Genomic DNA, 20,758 nt, shown 5'->3' on the forward strand with positions numbered 1-20,758 from the left:
TACTACGCGACAGCAAACATCACGTACAGACCCAGACCTACAGCGATCATTGGGATAGCATCCACCAGACCCATAACGATAAAGAACTGAGTACGCAGCAGAGGAATCAGATCAGGTTGACGCGCTGCGCCTTCCAGGAATTTGCCCCCGAGGATGCCGATACCGATCGCAGCACCGATAGCCGCCAGACCCATCATCACAGCGGCAGCCATGTACAGCAGATCCATATTCAGGTTTTCCATGACAGTCTCCAGTTTGTTTCAATTAAAACGTAGTAGTGTTGGTAAAAAATCAGTGCTCTTCAGACGCCATCGACAGATAGACGATCGTCAGAACCATGAAGATAAAGGCTTGCAGCGTAATGATCAGGATGTGGAAAATGGCCCAAGGCACATTCAGAACCCACTGTGACCACCACGGCAGAAGACCCGCGATCAGAATGAAAATCAGCTCACCCGCATACATGTTGCCGAACAGTCGCAGACCCAGTGAAACAGGTTTGGACAGCAGGCTAACGCCTTCCAGGATCAGGTTGACCGGAATAAACGCCCAGTGGTTGAACGGCTGCAAGGTAAGCTCTTTCACAAAGCCGCTTACGCCTTTCATTTTGATGCTGTAGAAAAGAATCAGGATAAATACGCCCAGCGCCATCGACAGGGTGATGTTCACGTCCGCAGACGGTACAACACGCAGCGCTGGCAGGCCGAAGATGTGCTCGCCGATAAACGGCAGCAGATCGATTGGCAGCAGGTCCATCAGGTTCATCAGGAAGACCCAAACGAACACGGTCAGGGCCAGCGGAGCAATCAGTTTGCTCTTACCATGGTACATGTCTTTGACGCTACCATGGACGAAGCCGATGATCATTTCGATGAAGGTCTGGAATTTCCCTGGTACACCGCTGGTCGCTCGTTTAGCAACACCGCGGAACATGGCCAGGAACAGAAGACCCAAAACCACCGAGAAGAACATGGAGTCGATGTTGATCGTCCAGAAGGTGGCCGGGGGGTTATGTGGATCCACCAGCGAGAATGTACGCAGGTCCAGCTGAAGGTTATTCAGATGGTGACCTATGTAATCCTGCGGCGTCATATTTTCTGAAGCCATGATGCCTTTTACCCTTTGTTATTGATTACAGCTGGAGCCAGAACTTGTACCACCAGCACCAAAACCCACGTTGCTATCAGCGGCATGAAGACCACTTTCAAAACCGCCAGCGCCATCACCAGTAGAGCAAAGGTCAGCAACACCTTACACACTTCGCCGAGGGCGAAGGACCAGGCCACGCGGCCTTTGGCGGGTGTATGCGCCTGATGACGCCAGGCAAAAATCATAAACAACACGTTTGGCAGCACAACCGCCAAACCCCCGCACACGGCTGAGATGCCCCAGAAGGGGTCTTTGAGGCTAAACAGCAGTCCACTTGCTATCACAGCCAGAAACTGAATGAACAGAAGCTTACGAGCAACGTTTCTACTCAAGAGCGACACAGACATCACGTTTTTACTCCTGCTCCCTTCGAGGTATGCCGCGTGTCGTATAAAACGTCCTTTAAGGCTCAGAGTCAAGCATCAAAAAGCGGTCAAATTATACGGTGCGCACCCGTGATTTCAAACATTAAGTAGCGAAAAGGTGAATAAATGTTTAAATATTTTTCCCCACCGCTATTTTTTAACTTTCGCTGAAAGCGTCAACCTTCGACTAAAACTGCAAACAGCGCGAAAACGTTGGCGATAAAGCGTGCACGAGATCACAAAACACACATTTGCGATAAGGTTGTATTTATCAAAGGCGCAAATCGCATAAATTTATCTTTATGAAATTAAAAGCAAAACGTCGTAACTATTTTCAAAACAGCCCAGTACACAATAAAAACGTTTTATTGACATTCTTAATAAACAATTAACATTGCGTTCTGGTTACTGCCTCCCACTTTTAGCAGACTTATATTTTCACAGATGACTATCTTCTCGGTGAATAAAAGTAGCCAGGTTAACCAGAAGAAAAACCTTAGTGAAAAAGAGGTTAAAAGCTCACCGGTAAATCCCCGGTAGTTGTGCTGTTTTTTAACATGCGAAGAACAGCACAAATTCCACATTTTTTATTAATTTTTTAAAAATTGTTTGGCTTAATTATCACCAGATGACGCTCCCCATCGAGCTGAGGAATGTGTAATTTCTCGATGGATTCAACAGCAAAACCGTCCGGGAGCTGTTCAATCTCATCGCCTGGCAACTGACCTTTCAGCGCATAAAAGCGGCCATTCTCTGCCGGCAAGTGCTTACACCAGCTCACCATATCATTGAGCGAAGCAAACGCGCGGCTGATAACACCGTCAAACGGCGGCTCTGCCGGGAACTCCTCTACCCTGCTCTGCACGGGCGTGATGTTTTCAAGCTTCAGCTCATGCTGTACCTGACGTAAAAAGCGCACGCGCTTGCCAAGGCTGTCCAGCAGCGTGAATTGGCTCTCAGGGCGAACAATCGACAGCGGAACGCCCGGTAAACCAGGTCCCGTACCCACGTCGATAAAACGCTCACCTTTCAGCCACGGGGCAACCACGATGCTATCGAGAATATGGCGTACCAGCATCTCGTTGGGGTCACGTACTGAGGTCAGGTTGTACGCTTTGTTCCATTTGTTCAGCATATCGACATAGGCCACCAGCTGATTTTTCTGGTGATCGGTGAGCGAAATACCTGCCTGATCCAGCAGACGAGAGAGTTTGTTGAGCACGGTGAATACCTGTTGGAAAACTTAGGTGGCGGGTGGCGCTTCGCTTACCCGCCCTACGGGTTCATCAGGCCCGGTAAGCGCAGCGCCACCGGGCAATGTTCTGGGCATTACGCGCTGCGGCGCAGCATGCCCTGCTTTTTCAGCCAGACCAGCAGGATCGAAATCGCTGCAGGCGTGACGCCGGAGATACGGGATGCCTGGCCGATCGATACCGGTTTGTGATCGTTCAGCTTGGCGATCACTTCGTTGGAAAGGCCCGTCACCTGGCGGTAGTCCAGCATTTCCGGCAGCAGCGTGTTTTCGTTACGCTGCTGTTTTTCGATCTCATCCTGCTGACGCGCGATGTAACCTTCGTACTTCACCTGGATCTCAACCTGCTCTGCCGCTTCAGCGTCTTCCAGCCCCGGCGCGAACGCGGTCAGTTTGACCAGGTTCTCGTAGGTGACTTCAGGACGGCGCAGCAGATCTTCCCCGCTGGCTTCACGAGACAGCGGCGCGGTTAAGTGAGCGTTTACTTCGGCAGCGGTTTCCGCCTGCGGATTCACCCAGGTGGTTTTCAGGCGCTGACGTTCCTGTTCAATGCGCTCCAGCTTTTCGTTGAAGCGCGCCCAGCGTTCGTCATCGACCAGACCCAGCTCGCGGCCCATTTCGGTCAGACGCAGGTCGGCGTTATCTTCACGCAGCATCAGGCGATATTCCGCGCGAGAGGTAAACATACGGTACGGTTCTTTGGTACCCAGCGTGCAGAGATCGTCAACCAGCACGCCCAGATACGCCTGAGAACGGCCTGGTGCCCAGCCCTCTTTCTCAGCGGAGAAGCGCGCGGCGTTCAGACCGGCAAGCAGGCCCTGTGCAGCCGCTTCTTCGTAGCCGGTGGTGCCGTTAATCTGCCCCGCGAAGAACAGACCGTGGATGAATTTGCTTTCCAGGGTTGGCTTCAGGTCGCGCGGATCGAAGAAATCGTACTCAATAGCGTAGCCGGGACGAACGATTTTCGCATTCTCCATCCCCTGCATTGAGCGAACAATTTGCATCTGTACATCGAACGGCAGGCTGGTGGAGATGCCGTTCGGGTAAATTTCATTAGAGGTCAGCCCTTCCGGCTCCAGGAAGATCTGGTGCTGGTTACGATCGGCGAAGCGCATCACTTTGTCTTCGATCGACGGACAGTAGCGTGGGCCGATCCCTTCGATCACGCCGGCATACATGGGGCTGCGATCGAGGTTATTGCGGATCACGTCATGGGTTTTCTCGTTGGTATGCGTGATGTAGCACGGTACCTGCTGCGGATGCTGAGCCGCATTGCCCATGAACGAGAACACCGGCATCGGATTATCACCGTGCTGTTGCGCCAGCACGCTGAAATCAATGGTGCGCGCATCAATACGCGGCGGCGTACCGGTTTTCAGGCGGCTAACGCGCAGCGGCAGTTCACGCAGACGGCGAGACAGGGGAATAGACGGCGGATCGCCAGCACGGCCACCGCTGTAGTTATCCAGACCGATATGAATTTTACCGTCAAGGAATGTGCCCACGGTCAGCACCACGGCCTTCGCACGGAATTTGAGACCCATCTGGGTCACGGCACCTACGACGCGATCGTTCTCAACGATAAGATCTTCAACCGCCTGCTGGAAGATCATCAGGTTCGGCTGGTTCTCCAGGGCTGTGCGCACAGCCTGACGGTAAAGCACGCGGTCTGCCTGAGCTCGGGTCGCACGCACGGCGGGACCTTTACTCGCGTTTAGTATCCTAAACTGAATGCCAGCATGATCGATCGCTTTCGCCATCAGGCCGCCAAGTGCATCCACTTCTTTTACCAGGTGTCCTTTCCCAATGCCGCCAATCGCCGGATTACAGGACATTTGTCCCAGCGTGTCGATATTGTGTGTCAAAAGCAGGGTCTGCTGACCCATACGCGCTGCGGCCATTGCGGCCTCAGTGCCTGCATGACCCCCGCCAATGATGATGACGTCAAAAGGATCCTGATAAAACATGGTGGTCTGCCTCGCGTAAAGCGGTATGAAAATGGATTGAAGCCCGGGCCGTGGATTCTACTCAACTTTAGTCTTTCGAGAAAGCATTGGGATCCTGGGCTATTAAAAAGAAGATCTTTTTATTTAGAGATCTGTTCTATTGTGATCTCTTATTAGGATCGCGAACCTGTGTGGATAAGTCCGATCTCACAATGAAGATCATGCAGTTAGAAAGGATCGTTTGCTGTGAATGATCGGTGATCCTGGACAGTATAAGCTGGGATCAGATCGCGACTTTATACACAGGTCAAAAACAACACAACAGTTGTTCTTTGGATAACTACGGGTTAATACGAGCTTTTAACCAGAGTTATCCACATCTGTTCGCGCGATCTTTAATCGTTTTTGAGTAAATTTTTCCATCCCGCGAGCCAGATCTCGGCTGGATCCTCCGGAATGTCATGATCGAGGATGTTGATCTTGAGCGTTTCACCCAGCTGTTTTGCTCCACAAGAGGTAACAGCGGCTTCAACTTTCTCTATTGCCCCGCAAAAGGTGTCATATTCACGACTGCCGATCCCCACCGCGCCAAAACGGACGTTTGACAGGTCGGGCTGCTGCTCCAGCAGTTCGTCATATAAAGGTTGCAGGTTATCCGGCAGATCGCCCGCGCCGTGCGTGGAGGTGATCAGCAGCCAGACCCCGTCAGTCGGGAGATCTTCAAGCAACGGACCGTGCAAGGTTTCAGTAGAAAAGCCCGCATCTTCCAGCTTTTCAGCCAGGTGCTCCGCTACGTATTCCGCACCACCAAGGGTGCTGCCGCTGATAAGGGTTATGTCCGCCATTGATCGCTCGCCCAGATAAAGAGACGGCCATTGTACGCTGTGAACGAGCTGGGATCTACCTGTGGAAAATGTGGGAATGAATTTGCCCGATCACGGGCGGATGGTACGCATGATCGGGTTTTGCAGGGAGATCAGCGTCTCGGTGGATTGAATTTCATCGATTGTTTGGATCTTGTTGATAAGTACCTGCTGGAGGGCGTCGATGGATCGGCACATGACTTTAATAAAGATGCTGTAATGCCCGGTGGTGTAATACGCCTCGGTGACTTCATCCAGCGCGTTCAGCTTCGCCAGGGCGGAAGGGTAGTCTTTGGCGCTTTTAAGAATTATGCCGATGAAGCAGCAGACGTCGTAACCCAGATGTTTAGGACTGACGTCAATGCGTGCGCCGGTAATGATCCCCGCCTGCTTCATCTTCTCTACGCGGACGTGAATGGTTCCCGGGCTGACGCCAAACTGTTTTGCCAGCTCGGCGTAGGCGGTACGGGCATTGGCCATTAACGCCTCCAGAATGCCGCGGTCGAGATTGTCGATCTGATAATTTTCCATAGTTTTTTCTTATGAAGATTAATGAATCACCCTATTCTAGCGTTTAATTTTATCGAATCAAAAGTGAAGGTGGCTTTTTGTTGATGAGTTATTGAATATGATGCCATTTCTGTTGCTTAATCAATATCAACAGGACGCAGGAGTATAAATAATGAAAACCGCTTACATCGCAAAACAACGCCAGATCAGTTTCGTAAAATCCCATTTTTCCCGCCAGCTGGAAGAGAAGCTTGGCCTTATTGAAGTTCAGGCGCCGATTCTGAGCCGCGTGGGTGACGGGACGCAGGATAACCTCTCTGGATGCGAAAAAGCGGTACAGGTGAAAGTGAAAACACTGCCAGACGCCCAGTTCGAAGTGGTTCATTCCCTGGCGAAGTGGAAGCGTCAAACTCTGGGACAACACGACTTCAGCGCCGGCGAAGGGCTCTACACGCACATGAAAGCCCTTCGTCCCGACGAAGACCGCCTTTCTCCGATTCATTCCGTTTACGTTGACCAGTGGGACTGGGAGCGCGTAATGGGGGATGGTGAACGCCACGTCGGTACGCTGAAATCCACCGTTGAGGCGATCTACGCCGGGATCAAAGCAACCGAAGCGGCCGTGAGCAAAGAGTTTGGTCTGGCACCGTTCCTGCCGGATACGATCCACTTTGTTCACAGTCAGGAGCTGCTGAGCCGCTTCCCGGATCTCGATGCTAAAGGTCGCGAGCGTGCGATCGCTAAAGAATTAGGTGCAGTATTCCTGATCGGTATCGGCGGCAAGCTGTCTGATGGCAAACGCCACGACGTTCGCGCGCCGGATTATGATGACTGGAGCACTGCGGGTGAGGGCGAATTTGCCGGGCTGAACGGCGATATTCTGGTGTGGAACCCGGTACTGGAAGACGCATTTGAGCTCTCTTCTATGGGGATCCGCGTGGATGCTGACGCGCTGAAGCGCCAGCTGGCGGTCACCGGTGATGAAGATCGTCTCAAACTCGAGTGGCACCAGGCGCTGCTGCGCGGTGAAATGCCTCAGACGATCGGCGGCGGTATCGGCCAGTCCCGTCTGACCATGCTGCTGCTGCAATTACCCCATATCGGTCAGGTTCAGTGTGGCGTCTGGCCGCAGCAGGTGCGTGAAAGCGTCGGTTCTCTTCTGTAATCAACGCTGCCAGCGTCTGAGCAGGCGGCTACGCAGCCCGGTATCAAAGCGCCAGATATGATCGAAGATGCGCATGATGCCGGGTTTTCCATGGGCGGACATCGCCACCGCATGAAAACGGTGCTGGTGCACCCGCTGTAATTCCTTCACCTTATTCACTACGTCATCCGGCAGCCGTTGGGCAATAAAATCGGAAATCACCACCGCGTCAGCGTCGTACCAGTCGCCTCCCTGCATACGTTCCACAATGCTGCGAAAGCAGCTGGCCAGATCCGTGCCGCCGCGAAAGCGCTGGCTCAGAAAGCGGATTGCCTGCTCGATCCCCTGCTGGTTCGTCAGCTCATAGCCCACCACCTCGCTGGAGAAGAGCATGATGAAGCAGCGACGGCGATCGGCGAGCGCCACGCGCATCAGTGCCAGACAGAAGGCCTTCGCGCACTGCTCGTTAAACCCGCCCATCGAACCGGACGTATCCACGCAAACAATGAATGGCCCGCGCGGCTGTTCATCAAAATCCTGATGGACGACCGGCCGTTGGCTGACTTTCTCGCGCCAGGCTTCGCCGTGCAGTCGGTAGGTGAGAAGCTGTTTTTCCACCAGCCGACGATAAAACTCATACTCCAGCTCGGTCATCCCCAGCGTGCTCAGCTCCGTGGGCAGCAGGCGTAAAATGTCATCGCTCTGCTGGAGCCCGTCGACCTGCTCCGGCACGGTAGCCGGTTCGCGCACCAGGGTGCGGAAGGTTTCCATCGGGGCATCTTTCTTTGGGACCGATTTTGCCTCCCTTGAGCGACCCAGCTGTTCTGCAAGCTTCATCAGCTCCGGCTGCTGCGCCAGAAAATCGCCGTATTTGACGATCAGCTGATAATCCCCGCGTCGGAGCTGACCGGCGCTCATATCCCAGAGACGTCCGGCGGCGTTTTCATTCTCCACCAGCACCTGTTCTAGCTGGCCGCTCAGCGTCATACGTTCCTGAACTTCACTGAGCAGCTGTTCACGCTCTTCATCCAGCAGCTGCTGGTTCAGCGTTGTGGCCTGAACCACCAGACTGAGGCGCCAGCGCTGTAAGAAGAGGGTATGCAGTGCGGGTGTAAAGGTGGCGTTATCCGTGACCAGTGCCCGGGCCTGGCTGGCAAACGGAGAGTGGACGTTATCGAGCAACGCCAGGGTTTGTGGGAGCTGGACGATAAACTGCGACGTGGAGAGCCGCTGGCACTGCTGATAGCAGGCCACCTCTTCCGTTAACTCAGGCGGAACTTCGGTCTCCCTGAACCGCTGACGCAAATTTTCCCGCCAGCGGGGAAGATCGTCCGTCATCGCCTTTTTAAGCTTTGGAAATTTTTCAAAAAAGGCCGCCAGCTGCGGCGACGCCAGAAGGGTGATGACCACTTCTTCGATCAACCCCTCCTCGCTGACGGCCAGCATGACGTTAAGCGTATCCAGCGTTAGCATTGACGCGCCTGTTTGATCTGCGCGCTGACGTCCTGCAGGCTGGCTTCGATGCGACCTAACCAGTCGCTATGAATAAAGAGGCATTTTTGCTGCTCGCTAAAGCGGGTGTGCTGCTGATGCCATTCGGTATCCAGCGCTTCCAGCTGCTGCTTGATCTCTTCCGGCACGCTATCCGAAGCGGTTCCCGGCAGCGCAAGACGCGATCCCTGGAGGCTGACGTCACGGATCACCAGGTGCTGACTACTGTCCACTTCCATATTCAGCGGCTGCGCGAAACCAATGCCGTTGAGTTTTCCTCGGATCTCTCCGCCCTTATCCAGCCACTGCGCCAGCGCCTCGCGCTCAATCGTAATGTGCACCACCTGCATATCATGCAGTTTAAGCGGCTGCTGAAGCAGCAACGTTAGCGTTGCGCCGGTCAGATCTGCGGGAAGCTCGTAGTGCGGTTTGCGGGCGAACATGCCCCCAAGGCGATTCACTTTCAGCGCGGTTTTATCACTTTGCTGCTGCTGGAGCTGGATGCGCCGCTGGGCAATCGCCCCCAGCTGGTTAAGCATTGCCTGCTGCCCCCAGGCGTGTCCGGTCATCAAAACGTCAAGCTGTTGCTGCATCAGGTTCATGCCTTCTGCATCGTGCCAGAGGCAATCTTTGAGCAGGATCAGATCGATTGGCGCAACGGCATCACGCCCGCTGAACAGGGCGCTCGCCTGCAGCAGGCGGATCGCTTTTTTCCACCGGCGATCGGAGACATAGGGCGCTGAAGGAATGAGATCAAGCTGCTGGCGCAGCAGATAGATCAGCTCGAAGACGGCGTCTGGCAGTTTGATTTTGCCGATATCCTGCTGCCACTGGTGATACTCCTCATCCGTCACCTGCAGCGAAGCGGATACCGGGTTTTCACTTTCATCCTGCTGGCTGACCAGCATGGAGCGGAAGTTGGACTTATCCTGCACTTTGTCCAGCCACAGACGGATAAGCATACGGTCATACAGCGCTTCCAGACTGCTGTCGGCTTCAGGCAGTTCGTTAGAGGCGGCCACCAGCAGGCGCATCGGGATTTTCTCTTCACTGGCGCCGTTACGGAACCGACGTTCGTTTATCGCCGTGAGCAGGGTGTTCAGAATAGCTGGCCCCGCTTTCCAGATCTCATCGAGAAAAACAATCTCAGCCTCCGGAAGATACCCTTCAGTCAGACGCTGATAGCGCCCCTCATCTTTCAATGCCTGAATGGAGAGCGGGCCAAAAACTTCTTCTGGGGTGGAAAACCGGGTCATGAGATATTCGAAGGCGCGGGCGTTCTGAAAAGCAAATTTTAGCCTGCGGGCAATCAGGCTTTTGGCAATGCCCGGCGGTCCCAGCAAAAACACGCTCTCACCGCTCAGCGCCGCCAGTAAACAGAGGCGAATGGCGTGGCTACGCTCGAAAAGGCCTTTCTCCAGCGCGCTGCTGAGGCGGGAAATTCTTTCTGCTAATAAATGTGAGTGAGCCATAATAGTTTTGCATCCTTTCGCCGTCGTGGCGGCCAATTGAAGCGAGTATAGACGTTTCAGTCAGGGCTGGTAATAGACTGAAGTGCGGCGCAATTTTCTTTGCGCTACATTAATGCGGTTGCATTTAGGGGTACGATTTTGCAATGAATCGTGCATACTGTGCGCTTTTTGTGGGCCAAGGGACCGGGAACACATTTGTTATTTAAACGAAAAGACTAGTCTATGAGCACTGATAATAAGCAATCATTACCCGCAATAACGCTTGCGGCGATCGGGGTTGTCTACGGTGATATCGGCACCAGCCCGCTTTATACGCTTCGTGAATGTCTGTCCGGCCAGTTTGGTTTTGGTGTTGAACGCGATGCCGTGTTTGGCTTCCTGTCCCTCATTTTCTGGCTGCTGATCCTGGTGGTTTCCGTTAAATATCTCTCCTTCGTTATGCGTGCTGATAACGCAGGTGAAGGTGGGATCCTGACCCTGATGTCTCTTGCCGGGCGTAATACCTCGGCCAGGATGACCTCTGTGCTGGTCATTATCGGCCTGATTGGCGGCAGTTTCTTCTACGGGGAAGTAGTGATAACGCCGGCTATCTCGGTGCTGTCGGCGATTGAGGGGCTGGAGATTATCGCTCCGCAGCTTGATTCATGGGTGGTTCCGCTGGCCATTATTGTCCTGACGCTGCTGTTCATGATCCAGAAGCACGGTACAGGGCTGGTGGGTAAACTGTTCGCGCCGATTATGCTGGCCTGGTTCCTGATCCTGGCGGCGCTTGGTTTACGCAGCATTATCGCGAACCCGGAAGTGCTGCATGCGCTGAACCCTTACTGGGCGGTGCATTTCTTCCTCGAATACAAAGTGGTTTCCTTCGTGGCGCTGGGGGCCGTCGTGCTCTCCATCACCGGTGTGGAAGCGCTGTATGCTGACATGGGCCACTTCGGGAAACTGCCTATCCGCGTGGCATGGTTTATTGTGGTGCTGCCGTCGCTGGTGCTGAACTACTTCGGTCAGGGCGCGCTGTTGCTCAAAAACCCGGAAGCGATCAAGAACCCGTTCTTCCTGCTGGCGCCCGACTGGGCGCTGGTGCCGATGCTGATCCTGGCGACGCTGGCGACCGTCATTGCCTCCCAGGCGGTGATTTCCGGCGTGTTTTCTCTGACGCGTCAGGCCGTGCGTCTGGGGTATCTCTCGCCAATGCGCATCATCCATACCTCAGAGATGGAGTCGGGCCAGATCTACATCCCGTTCGTTAACTGGCTCCTCTATTTCGCTGTTGTTATTGTTATCGTCAGCTTCGAGCACTCCAGTAACCTGGCGGCGGCGTACGGTATTGCCGTAACCGGTACGATGGTGCTGACATCGCTGCTCTCCACCACGGTAGCGTACCGAAACTGGCACTGGAATAAATTCCTCGTGGCGATGATTCTGGTGGGCTTCCTGTGTATCGACGTGCCGCTGTTCTCAGCGAACCTCGACAAAATTGTCTCCGGTGGCTGGCTGCCGCTGACGCTGGGTCTGGTGATGTTCATTGTCATGACCACCTGGAAAAGCGAGCGCTTCCGCCTGCTGCGCCGCATGCACGAGCACGGGAACTCTCTTGAGGCGATGATCGCCTCTCTGGAGAAATCCCCGCCGGTTCGCGTGCCGGGTACCGCGGTATACATGTCTCGCGCGCTGAACGTCATTCCGTTCGCGCTGATGCATAACCTCAAGCACAACAAAGTGCTGCACGAGCGCGTGATCCTGCTGACGCTGCGCACCGAAGATGCGCCGTATGTTCACAACGTGCGTCGCGTGCAGATTGAGCAACTGTCTCCGACCTTCTGGCGCGTGGTGGCAAGCTACGGCTGGCGCGAAACGCCAAACGTGGAAGAGGTGTTCCACCGCTGCGGCCTGGAAGGGCTGAGCTGCCGGATGATGGAGACGTCGTTCTTTATGTCGCACGAGTCGCTGATCATTGGCAAGCGTCCGTGGTATCTGCGCCTGCGCGGCAAGCTGTACCTCATCCTGCAGCGTAACGCCCTGCGCGCGCCTGACCAGTTTGAGATCCCGCCTAACCGCGTGATTGAGCTGGGAACGCAGGTCGAGATCTAATCCCTTCTGAAAATGCCGGGTGGCGCTTCGCTTACCCGGCCTACCAAACCCCCCGCCAACCCACAATAATTGTCTCTGCATTTCACTTAGCGAAACGTTTCGACGTCGATCACAAATCTGTTACGTCATGATGGTTTTCTGAACATTCTTGAGATTAAACTGATGTCAGCGAAACGTTTCGCTAGTGGAGCAAGAAAATGAAAAAAGGCACGTTACTCAACTCAGAAATCTCATCGGTTATTTCCCGTCTTGGGCATACCGATACGCTGGTGGTTTGCGATGCAGGCTTACCGGTTCCGCGCAGCACAACCCGTATCGATATGGCGTTAACGCAGGGCGTACCCTCGTTTATGCAGGTACTGGAAGTCGTGACGGCGGAGATGCAGGTTGAGGCAGCCATTCTCGCGGCGGAAATCAAACAACATAATCCGCAACTCCACGAAACGTTGCTCAGCCATATTGAGCAACTGCAACAACACCAGGGAAACACCATAGAAATTCGTTACACGAAGCACGAACAGTTCAAACAACAAACCGCAGACAGTCAGGCGGTGATTCGCAGCGGGGAGTGTTCCCCGTATGCGAATATCATTCTCTGTGCTGGCGTCACCTTCTGAGGCCAACATGGACGCATTACTGCAACTCAAAGGGATCGATAAGTCGTTCCCGGGCGTAAAAGCCCTCTCCGGTGCGGCGCTGAACGTCTACCCCGGGCGCGTGATGGCGCTGGTTGGCGAAAACGGTGCCGGCAAATCCACCATGATGAAAGTGCTGACCGGTATCTATCAACGCGACGCCGGTTCACTCGTCTGGCTGGGGAAAGAGACCACCTTCAATGGCCCAAAATCCTCTCAGGAAGCCGGGATCGGTATTATTCACCAGGAGCTGAACCTGATCCCGCAGCTCACCATTGCGGAGAACATCTTCCTCGGCCGCGAGTTTGTTAACCGGTTCGGCAAAATCGACTGGAAAACCATGTATGCCGAAGCGGATAAGCTCCTGGCGAAACTGAACCTGCGCTTTAAGAGCGACCGCCTGGTGGGCGATCTCTCCATTGGCGATCAGCAGATGGTGGAAATCGCGAAGGTGCTGAGCTTTGAGTCGAAGGTCATCATTATGGATGAACCGACCGACGCCCTGACCGATACCGAAACGGAATCCCTGTTCCGCGTGATCCGCGAGCTGAAGTCGCAGGGGCGCGGGATTGTCTATATCTCTCACCGCATGAAAGAGATCTTCGAAATCTGCGATGACGTCACCGTCTTCCGCGACGGGCAGTTTATTGCCGAGCGCGAAGTCGCCACGCTGACCGAAGATACGCTCATCGAAATGATGGTGGGACGCAAGCTCGAAGATCAGTATCCGCATCTGGATAAAGCGCCGGGTGAGATCCGCCTGAAGGTGGACAACCTCTGCGGTCCGGGTGTGAACGACGTGACCTTTACCCTGCGCCAGGGCGAGATCCTGGGCGTGGCGGGCCTGATGGGGGCCGGGCGTACCGAGCTGATGAAAGTGTTGTACGGCGCACTGCCGCGCACCAGCGGTTATGTCACCCTCGACGGTCATGAAGTGGTCACCCGCTCTCCGCAGGATGGTCTGGCGAACGGCATCGTTTATATCTCCGAAGACCGCAAACGCGACGGCCTGGTGCTGGGGATGTCAGTTAAAGAGAACATGTCGCTTACCGCGCTGCGCTATTTCAGCCATAGCGGCGGTAGTCTGAAGCATAAAGATGAGCAGCAGGCGGTGAGCGATTTTATCCGCCTCTTTAACGTCAAAACCCCGTCGATGGAGCAGGCGATTGGCCTGTTGTCCGGCGGTAATCAGCAGAAAGTGGCGATTGCGCGCGGGCTGATGACGCGCCCGAAAGTGCTGATCCTCGATGAGCCAACCCGCGGCGTAGACGTGGGCGCGAAGAAAGAGATCTATCAGCTGATTAACCAGTTCAAGGCCGACGGTCTGAGCATCATTCTGGTCTCTTCCGAGATGCCAGAAGTATTAGGCATGAGCGATCGCATTATCGTCATGCATGAAGGGCATCTCGGCGGTGAATTCACTCGCGAGCAGGCCACCCAGGAAGTTCTGATGGCTGCCGCTGTGGGCAAGCTTAATCGCGTGAATCAGGAGTAAGAAGATGACTACCCAGGCTGTTTCTGGTCGCCGCTATTTCACAAAGGCATGGCTGATGGAACAAAAATCGCTGATTGCCCTGCTGGTGCTGATCGCGATTGTGTCGACCATGAGCCCGAACTTTTTCACCGTTAATAACCTGTTCAACATTCTGCAGCAAACATCGGTGAACGCCATTATGGCGGTCGGCATGACGCTGGTGATTTTGACCTCAGGTATCGATCTGTCCGTCGGTTCCCTGCTGGCGCTTACCGGCGCGATCGCCGCTTCGATTGTCGGCATTGAAGTCAACGCGCTGGTGGCCGTGGCCGCTGCCCTGGCGGCAGGCGCGGCGATTGGTGCCGTAACCGGTGTGATTGTCGCAAAAGGCCGCGTTCAGGCATTCATCGCCACGCTGGTGATGATGCTGCTGCTGCGCGGTGTCACCATGGTGTACACCAACGGCAGCCCGGTTAATACCGGCTTTACCGATAATGCGGATCTGTTTGGCTGGTTCGGTATCGGTCGCCCGCTGGGTGTTCCGACCCCGGTCTGGATCATGGCTATCGTCTTCCTGGCGGCGTGGTACATGCTGCACCACACCCGTCTGGGTCGTTATATCTACGCGCTGGGCGGTAACGAAGCGGCAACACGTCTGTCCGGTATCAGCGTTAATAAAGTCAAAATTATCGTTTACTCCCTGTGCGGTCTGCTGGCATCGCTGGCAGGTATCATCGAAGTGGCGCGCCTCTCCTCCGCGCAGCCGACGGCGGGTACGGGGTATGAGCTGGATGCTATCGCGGCAGTGGTTCTGGGCGGTACGAGTCTTGCGGGCGGTAAAGGTCGCATTGTTGGGACATTGATCGGCGCACTGATTCTTGGTTTCCTGAATAATGGTTTGAATTTGTTAGGTGTTTCCTCCTATTACCAGATGATCGTTAAGGCAGTGGTGATTTTGCTGGCGGTACTGGTAGACAACAAAAAACAGTAACTGACGACACTACAGGACATCTTAGATATGAACATGAAAAAACTGGCTACCCTGGTTTCTGCTGTCGCGCTGAGCGCAACCGTAAGTGCTAACGCCATGGCGAAAGACACCATCGCGCTGGTTGTCTCTACCCTGAACAATCCGTTCTTCGTCTCCCTGAAGGACGGTGCGCAGAAAGAAGCGGATAAACTGGGCTACAACCTGGTGGTGCTGGATTCACAGAACAACCCGGCGAAAGAGCTGGCTAACGTTCAGGACTTAACCGTTCGCGGCACCAAAATTCTGCTGATCAACCCAACCGATTCTGATGCCGTAGGCAACGCTGTGAAGATGGCAAACCAGGCGAAGATCCCGGTGATCACCCTGGACCGTCAGGCGTCTAAAGGTGAGGTGGTCAGCCACATTGCCTCTGATAACGTGCTGGGCGGTAAAATCGCCGGTGATTACATCGCGAAGAAAGCCGGCGAAGGCGCGAAAGTTATCGAACTGCAGGGGATTGCCGGAACTTCCGCAGCTCGCGAGCGTGGTGAAGGCTTCCAGCAGGCTGTGGCTGCACACAAATTCAACGTGCTGGCCAGCCAGCCGGCAGACTTCGACCGTACTAAAGGTCTGAACGTTATGCAGAACCTGCTGACCGCGCACCCTGACGTGCAGGCCGTGTTCGCACAGAACGACGAAATGGCGCTCGGCGCGCTGCGTGCCCTGCAGACCGCAGGTAAATCTGATGTGATGGTTGTCGGATTTGACGGCACGCCGGATGGTGAAAAAGCAGTAAACGATGGCAAACTGGCTGCGACCATCGCTCAGCTGCCTGAGCAGATTGGCGCCACTGGCGTTGAAACTGCCGACAAAGTGCTGAAGGGCGAAAAAGTTCAGGCTAAATACCCAGTTGACCTGAAGCTGGTCATCAAGCAGTAAAAGGCGGATCAGGCAGTCGCTGGCTGCCTGAGGGACACCAATAAAGAAAAGTGTGGCATACGCCACCGGGTAACACCGGTGGCGCTCTCAGATGGACAACCCAACCATGAAAACCGCAGGCAACCTCGTCGTCCTTGGCAGTATCAATGCCGATCACATTCTTAACCTTGAATCGTTCCCTGCACCGGGCGAAACCGTCACGGGTAACCAGTATCAGGTGGCATTTGGCGGTAAAGGCGCCAACCAGGCCGTCGCTGCCGGTCGTAGCGGGGCGAATATTGCGTTTATCGCCTGCACGGGTGATGACGATACCGGTGAGCGCGTACGCAAACAGCTGGCGAGCGACAATATTGATATCGCACCGGTCAGCGTTGTTGCAGGGGAATCGACCGGCGTGGCGCTGATTTTCGTCAATGCTGAAGGTGAGAATGTCATCGGTATTCATGCGGGTGCTAACGCTGCGCTGACGACGGAGCGCGTAGAAGCGCAACGTGTCATCATCGCAGGAGCGGAAGCCCTGCTCATGCAACTGGAGTCACCGGTTGAAAGCGTGCTGGCCGCCGCGAAAATTGCGCATGAAAATCATACCACTGTCGTACTTAACCCGGCCCCAGCCCGTGTATTATCAGACGAGCTGCTGGCGCTGGTGGACATCATTACGCCGAACGAAACCGAAGCCGAAAAGCTGACGGGCATTCGCGTAGAAAATGATGACGATGCCGCGCGAGCCGCGCGTGCACTGCATGATAAGGGCATCGGCACCGTGATTATCACCCTTGGTAGCCGTGGCGTGTGGGCAAGCGTCAATGGCGAAGGCCGTCGCGTGCCGGGCTTTAAGGTCAAAGCGATTGATACCATCGCAGCGGGAGATACCTTTAACGGTGCACTGGTCACCGCGCTGCTGGAAGGCAAGAGAATGGATGACGCTATTCGCTTCGCACACGCTGCTGCCGCGATTGCGGTGACGCGCAAAGGCGCCCAGCCTTCCGTTCCGTGGCGTAAAGAGATCGATGAATTCTTAAGTCAGCAGGGGTAACGCTTGGCCACAATGAAAGATGTCGCCCGCATGGCGGGCGTTTCTACCTCGACGGTCTCCCACGTTATAAACAACGATCGCTTCGTCAGCGAGGCGATTAGGGAGAAAGTTGAAGCTGCGGTAAAAGAACTCAACTATGCGCCGTCTGCGCTGGCGCGCAGCCTTAAGCTCAACCAGACGCGCACCATCGGTATGCTGATCACCGCGAGTACCAATCCCTTTTATTCAGAACTGGTTCGCGGCGTGGAGCGCAGCTGCTTCGAGCGTGGCTACAGCCTGGTGCTGTGCAATACCGAGGGCGACGAGCAGCGCATGAATCGTAACCTGGAAACGCTGATGCAAAAACGCGTCGACGGACTATTGCTGCTCTGCACCGAAACGCACCAGCCCTCGAAAGAGATCATCCAGCGTTATCCTTCAATTCCCACCGTGATGATGGACTGGGCGCCGTTCGACGGAACCAGCGATCTCATTCAGGATAACTCCCTGCTGGGCGGTGATATGGCGACTCAGCACCTGATTGATAAAGGACACACTCGCATTGCCTGTATTACGGGGCCGCTGGATAAAACTCCGGCGCGTTTGCGTCTGGAAGGGTATCTCTCCGCTATGGAGCGAGCGGGCCTTGCCATTCCTGATGGCTACCGGATCACCGGTGATTTTGAATTTAACGGCGGTTTCGAGGCGATGCAGAAACTGCTGGCGCTAAAGCCGCGTCCGCAGGCGGTGTTTATTGGTAACGACGCGATGGCGTTTGGTGCCTACCAGGCGTTGTATCAGGCGGGGCTACGCGTGCCTGATGATATGGCGGTGATTGGCTATGACGATATCGAACTGGCCAGCTACATGACGCCGCCGTTGACCACGATCCATCAGCCGAAGGATGAACTGGGCGAGCTGGCCATCGATGTGTTGATCCACCGTATGGCGCAGCCCACGCTGCAACAGCAACGCCTGCAGCTTACTCCTGTTCTGATGGAACGCGGTTCGGTTTAGCTTTCTCTTTGTGACGCTCTTTAATCAGGTTTCGGCCATCTTTCGGTTTTAACAGCATAAAGACCAGCGCCGATACCACGGTAAGTGCGCCCATGGTGATAAAGGTATAGTGGAACTGCTCAACGGTATTTGTGCTGTCAAAACCTTCATAAAACCGCAGCACCGCTGCACTCACGGCAACCCCTAAACTGATCGACAGCTGTTGCGTTACCGCCAGCACGCTGTTGCCGCTGCTGGCGTTCTCGTCAGTCAGGTCGGCGAGGGTGATGGTGTTCATCGACGTGAACTGCGTCGACATCGCCATGCCCAGCACAAACAGCGGCAGGATCAGCATCCAGACGGGTAACGCGGCGGATTGCAGCGAGAACTGCGCAATCATCAGACCGATAAAGACCGTCACGCCAACCAGCGTCTTACGATAGCCAAACCAGCGCAGCACCTGTGTCACGGTTGATTTTGCCAGAATCGAGCCCATTGCCGTGGGCGCCATCATGCAGCCAGCAATCAGGGCCGGGTAGCCGAAACCCACCTGCAGCATCAATGGCATCAGGAACGGCACACAGCCCGTCCCCAGACGAGACGCAATGTTCCCTGCAATCCCAACGGAAAACGTTCGGGTGTTAAAGAGCCCCAGGGAGATTAACGGCGTCGGGTGACGGCGCGCGTGACGTATATAAAGAAGGAATAACAGAATACCGCCGAGGATAACGGAGAGCGCTAACCACGTCGCGACGATCTTCTCGCCAAACAGCTCCATTCCGCTGGAGAATAACACCAGGCTCAGGCCAAACAGGAAAAAGCCTCCCATGTCGAAGCTGCGCCTTGGCGTGGTGAAGTTCGGCATATATTTGCGGGCATACAGCAGCCCCGCAACGCCAATTGGAATATTAATCAGGAAGATCCAGTGCCAGCTTGCCCAGGTGACAAATACGCCACCGAGTACCGGGCCAAGAATCGGGCCAACCAGGCCCGGCATGGTGACGAAGTTGAGCACGGGAAGCAGTTCGCTCCTGGGGTAGGCTCGCAGCAAGGCAAGACGCGCCACCGGCATCATCATCGCGCCGCCAATGCCCTGCAATACGCGAAAGATAACCAGCTCCGTTAAGGATGAGGAGAGCGCACAGGCCAGCGAACCGAGCGTAAAGAGTGTTACAGCCAGCATGAAAACTCTGCGGGTGCCAAAGCGGTCGGCCAGCCAGCCGCTGACCGGAATTAACATTGCGACCGTCAGGGTGTAGCTGATGATGGCGGACTGCATCGCCAGCGGGGAGCGGTTAAGGCTTTGCGCAATAGCGGGAAGCGCTGTGTTGAGGATGGTGGCATCCAGTGCCTGCATAAAAAACGCCATGGCTGCAATCCACGGCAATCCGGCCATGCTGCGCGCTTTTTTCGTTGTCATTTATTTACCTGCTGGTGGGTTGGCGCGGCCAGCAATGCCTGGCACGCACTCAGGGCTCGCTGCCCGTCGCTTTCCTGGATGGCATCAACTATCGCCTGGTGCAAATCCAGTTTTACCACTTCGTTTTGTGTAATAGAGGTAAAGTAGGTGTGATACACCGAATGAAATAAAGAGGCAAAAGAGGTGAGAAACGGATTGGCGCTCATCATATAGATGTGTTCATGCCAGGCCATATCAACCTCAACCCAGCGTTCGCGGTTGAAGTGCTTTTTCAGGAACACCATCTCTTCCATCAGCGCGTTAAGCTGTGCTTTCTGCTCTGCGGTTCCTAGCGTGGCGGCAAGCAGACATGCCTGAGGTTCAAGGCTGCTGCGCATCACCAGAAAGTGATCGACGACCTGGTGAAAGTTATCTTCCGTCATCCACCAGGAGAGCAGCTCCTGATCGAGAAAATTCCAGTTACTCTGTGGCATCACGCGTGTGCCAATGCGAGGGCGTGGAAGCACCATGCCTTTTGCCGTCAGGGTTTTCACCGCTTCGCGAACGGCGGTACGGCTCACCCCAAACTGCTCACCCAGCTCCATCTCACCCGGCAGGATGCTGCCCGGGGCATATTTACCCGCTAAAATCCGCTGAGCCAGCTTTTCTGCCAGCACGTACGACAGGTTTTTTTGGGCGGCCAGCTGTTGTGCGCTTAATGGCATCGCTTTTATTCCTTAAAGATTCATGCTGATAATTATGCCACCTCGAATGTGATTGTGGTTGCAGATACATCAAATAGAACAATTTGTAGCTCGATTTCACCTCTGTTGGTGAAAAAAAACGCGGATGGAAACTTTTTTTAAATTTCCTCTTGTCACGTCGGAATAACTCCCTATAATGCGCCTCCACTGACACGGAACAACGGCACACACGCCGCCGGGTCAGCAGAGAAAAGCGAAAATAAACGCTTGACTCTGAAGCGGGAAAGCGTAATATGCACACCCCGCGCCGCAGCGAAAAGCAAAGCGGCACTGCTCTTTAACA

Annotated in this window: 19 protein-coding genes; 8 read left to right on the forward strand and 11 right to left on the reverse strand. The window is 54.8% G+C overall.

All coding sequences use genetic code 11. The features are described from left to right. Nucleotides 1-2 precede the first annotated feature (2 nt). The 7 genes from atpE to asnC form a co-directional block, all read right to left on the reverse strand. Nucleotides 3-242 (reverse strand): F0F1 ATP synthase subunit C, encoded by a 240-nt coding sequence (gene atpE, locus UTM25_RS02875; RefSeq protein WP_000429386.1) that lies wholly within the window; start codon nucleotides 240-242, stop codon nucleotides 3-5. 49 nt (nucleotides 243-291) lie between these two features. Next, a complete protein-coding gene (atpB, locus tag UTM25_RS02880) occupies nucleotides 292-1,107 on the reverse strand; it encodes a F0F1 ATP synthase subunit A (protein ID WP_008500193.1) in 816 nt (271 codons plus the stop codon). Between the two features lie 8 nt (nucleotides 1,108-1,115). Beyond that, the gene (gene atpI / locus UTM25_RS02885; RefSeq protein ID WP_008500194.1) at nucleotides 1,116-1,496 is read right to left on the reverse strand and encodes a F0F1 ATP synthase subunit I; all 381 of its coding nucleotides are present in this window, start codon (nucleotides 1,494-1,496) and stop codon (nucleotides 1,116-1,118) included. 616 nt (nucleotides 1,497-2,112) lie between these two features. Next, entirely contained in the window at nucleotides 2,113-2,736 is a 624-nt protein-coding gene (rsmG, locus tag UTM25_RS02890; RefSeq protein ID WP_194401459.1) for a 16S rRNA (guanine(527)-N(7))-methyltransferase RsmG, read from the reverse strand. A gap of 107 nt (nucleotides 2,737-2,843) precedes the next feature. After that, entirely contained in the window at nucleotides 2,844-4,733 is a 1,890-nt protein-coding gene (mnmG, locus tag UTM25_RS02895; RefSeq protein WP_014072433.1) for a tRNA uridine-5-carboxymethylaminomethyl(34) synthesis enzyme MnmG, read from the reverse strand. 374 nt (nucleotides 4,734-5,107) lie between these two features. Next, nucleotides 5,108-5,557, reverse strand: coding sequence for an FMN-binding protein MioC (gene mioC / locus UTM25_RS02900; protein WP_194401458.1), 450 nt, complete (start codon nucleotides 5,555-5,557; stop codon nucleotides 5,108-5,110). Between the two features lie 90 nt (nucleotides 5,558-5,647). After that, on the reverse strand, nucleotides 5,648-6,106 hold the full coding sequence (asnC, locus tag UTM25_RS02905; protein WP_023333916.1) for a transcriptional regulator AsnC: 459 nt from the start codon (nucleotides 6,104-6,106) through the stop codon (nucleotides 5,648-5,650). Between the two features lie 151 nt (nucleotides 6,107-6,257). Here asnC and asnA point away from each other — a divergent pair, with 151 nt between their 5' ends. Continuing rightward, a complete protein-coding gene (gene asnA, locus UTM25_RS02910; RefSeq protein WP_047646767.1) occupies nucleotides 6,258-7,250 on the forward strand; it encodes an aspartate--ammonia ligase in 993 nt (330 codons plus the stop codon). Here asnA and viaA read toward each other — a convergent pair whose 3' ends face one another. Then, nucleotides 7,251-8,702 carry an ATPase RavA stimulator ViaA gene (gene viaA, locus UTM25_RS02915; protein WP_126786546.1) on the reverse strand — a complete coding sequence of 484 codons (1,452 nt, stop codon included), beginning with the start codon at nucleotides 8,700-8,702 and terminating at the stop codon, nucleotides 7,251-7,253. It abuts the gene before it with no gap. After that, complete coding sequence (gene ravA, locus UTM25_RS02920) at nucleotides 8,696-10,192, reverse strand: ATPase RavA (RefSeq protein WP_023309782.1); 1,497 nt, start codon at nucleotides 10,190-10,192, stop codon at nucleotides 8,696-8,698. The genes viaA and ravA overlap by 7 nt, the downstream gene beginning before the upstream one ends. A 222-nt stretch (nucleotides 10,193-10,414) precedes the next feature. Here ravA and kup point away from each other — a divergent pair, with 222 nt between their 5' ends. From kup to rbsR, 7 genes are all read left to right on the forward strand, one after another. After that, entirely contained in the window at nucleotides 10,415-12,283 is a 1,869-nt protein-coding gene (gene kup, locus UTM25_RS02925) for a low affinity potassium transporter Kup (RefSeq protein ID WP_023309781.1), read from the forward strand. 197 nt (nucleotides 12,284-12,480) lie between these two features. Beyond that, nucleotides 12,481-12,900, forward strand: a complete 420-nt coding sequence (gene rbsD / locus UTM25_RS02930; RefSeq protein ID WP_194401457.1) for a D-ribose pyranase — start codon at nucleotides 12,481-12,483, stop codon at nucleotides 12,898-12,900. A gap of 7 nt (nucleotides 12,901-12,907) precedes the next feature. Beyond that, entirely contained in the window at nucleotides 12,908-14,413 is a 1,506-nt protein-coding gene (rbsA, locus tag UTM25_RS02935; RefSeq protein WP_045354605.1) for a ribose ABC transporter ATP-binding protein RbsA, read from the forward strand. Between the two features lie 4 nt (nucleotides 14,414-14,417). Further along, complete coding sequence (gene rbsC, locus UTM25_RS02940; protein WP_006808742.1) at nucleotides 14,418-15,383, forward strand: ribose ABC transporter permease; 966 nt, start codon at nucleotides 14,418-14,420, stop codon at nucleotides 15,381-15,383. A gap of 27 nt (nucleotides 15,384-15,410) precedes the next feature. Continuing rightward, complete coding sequence (gene rbsB, locus UTM25_RS02945) at nucleotides 15,411-16,301, forward strand: ribose ABC transporter substrate-binding protein RbsB (protein WP_023333911.1); 891 nt, start codon at nucleotides 15,411-15,413, stop codon at nucleotides 16,299-16,301. Between the two features lie 106 nt (nucleotides 16,302-16,407). Further along, nucleotides 16,408-17,337, forward strand: coding sequence for a ribokinase (gene rbsK / locus UTM25_RS02950; protein WP_109846535.1), 930 nt, complete (start codon nucleotides 16,408-16,410; stop codon nucleotides 17,335-17,337). A 3-nt stretch (nucleotides 17,338-17,340) separates the two neighbouring features. Then, on the forward strand, nucleotides 17,341-18,333 hold the full coding sequence (rbsR, locus tag UTM25_RS02955; RefSeq protein WP_072162366.1) for a ribose operon transcriptional repressor RbsR: 993 nt from the start codon (nucleotides 17,341-17,343) through the stop codon (nucleotides 18,331-18,333). Here rbsR and mdtD read toward each other — a convergent pair. Beyond that, the gene (mdtD, locus tag UTM25_RS02960) at nucleotides 18,299-19,732 is read right to left on the reverse strand and encodes a multidrug transporter subunit MdtD (protein WP_194401456.1); all 1,434 of its coding nucleotides are present in this window, start codon (nucleotides 19,730-19,732) and stop codon (nucleotides 18,299-18,301) included. The genes rbsR and mdtD overlap by 35 nt on opposite strands. Next, entirely contained in the window at nucleotides 19,729-20,436 is a 708-nt protein-coding gene (locus UTM25_RS02965) for a FadR/GntR family transcriptional regulator (RefSeq protein WP_023309775.1), read from the reverse strand. Before UTM25_RS02965 ends, mdtD begins: the two co-directional genes overlap by 4 nt. Nucleotides 20,437-20,758: the final 322 nt, after the last annotated feature.

The sequence above is a fragment of the Enterobacter sp. 61D5 genome (assembly GCF_034107965.1).
GTDB classification, from domain to species: Bacteria; Pseudomonadota; Gammaproteobacteria; order Enterobacterales; family Enterobacteriaceae; genus Enterobacter; species Enterobacter cloacae_M.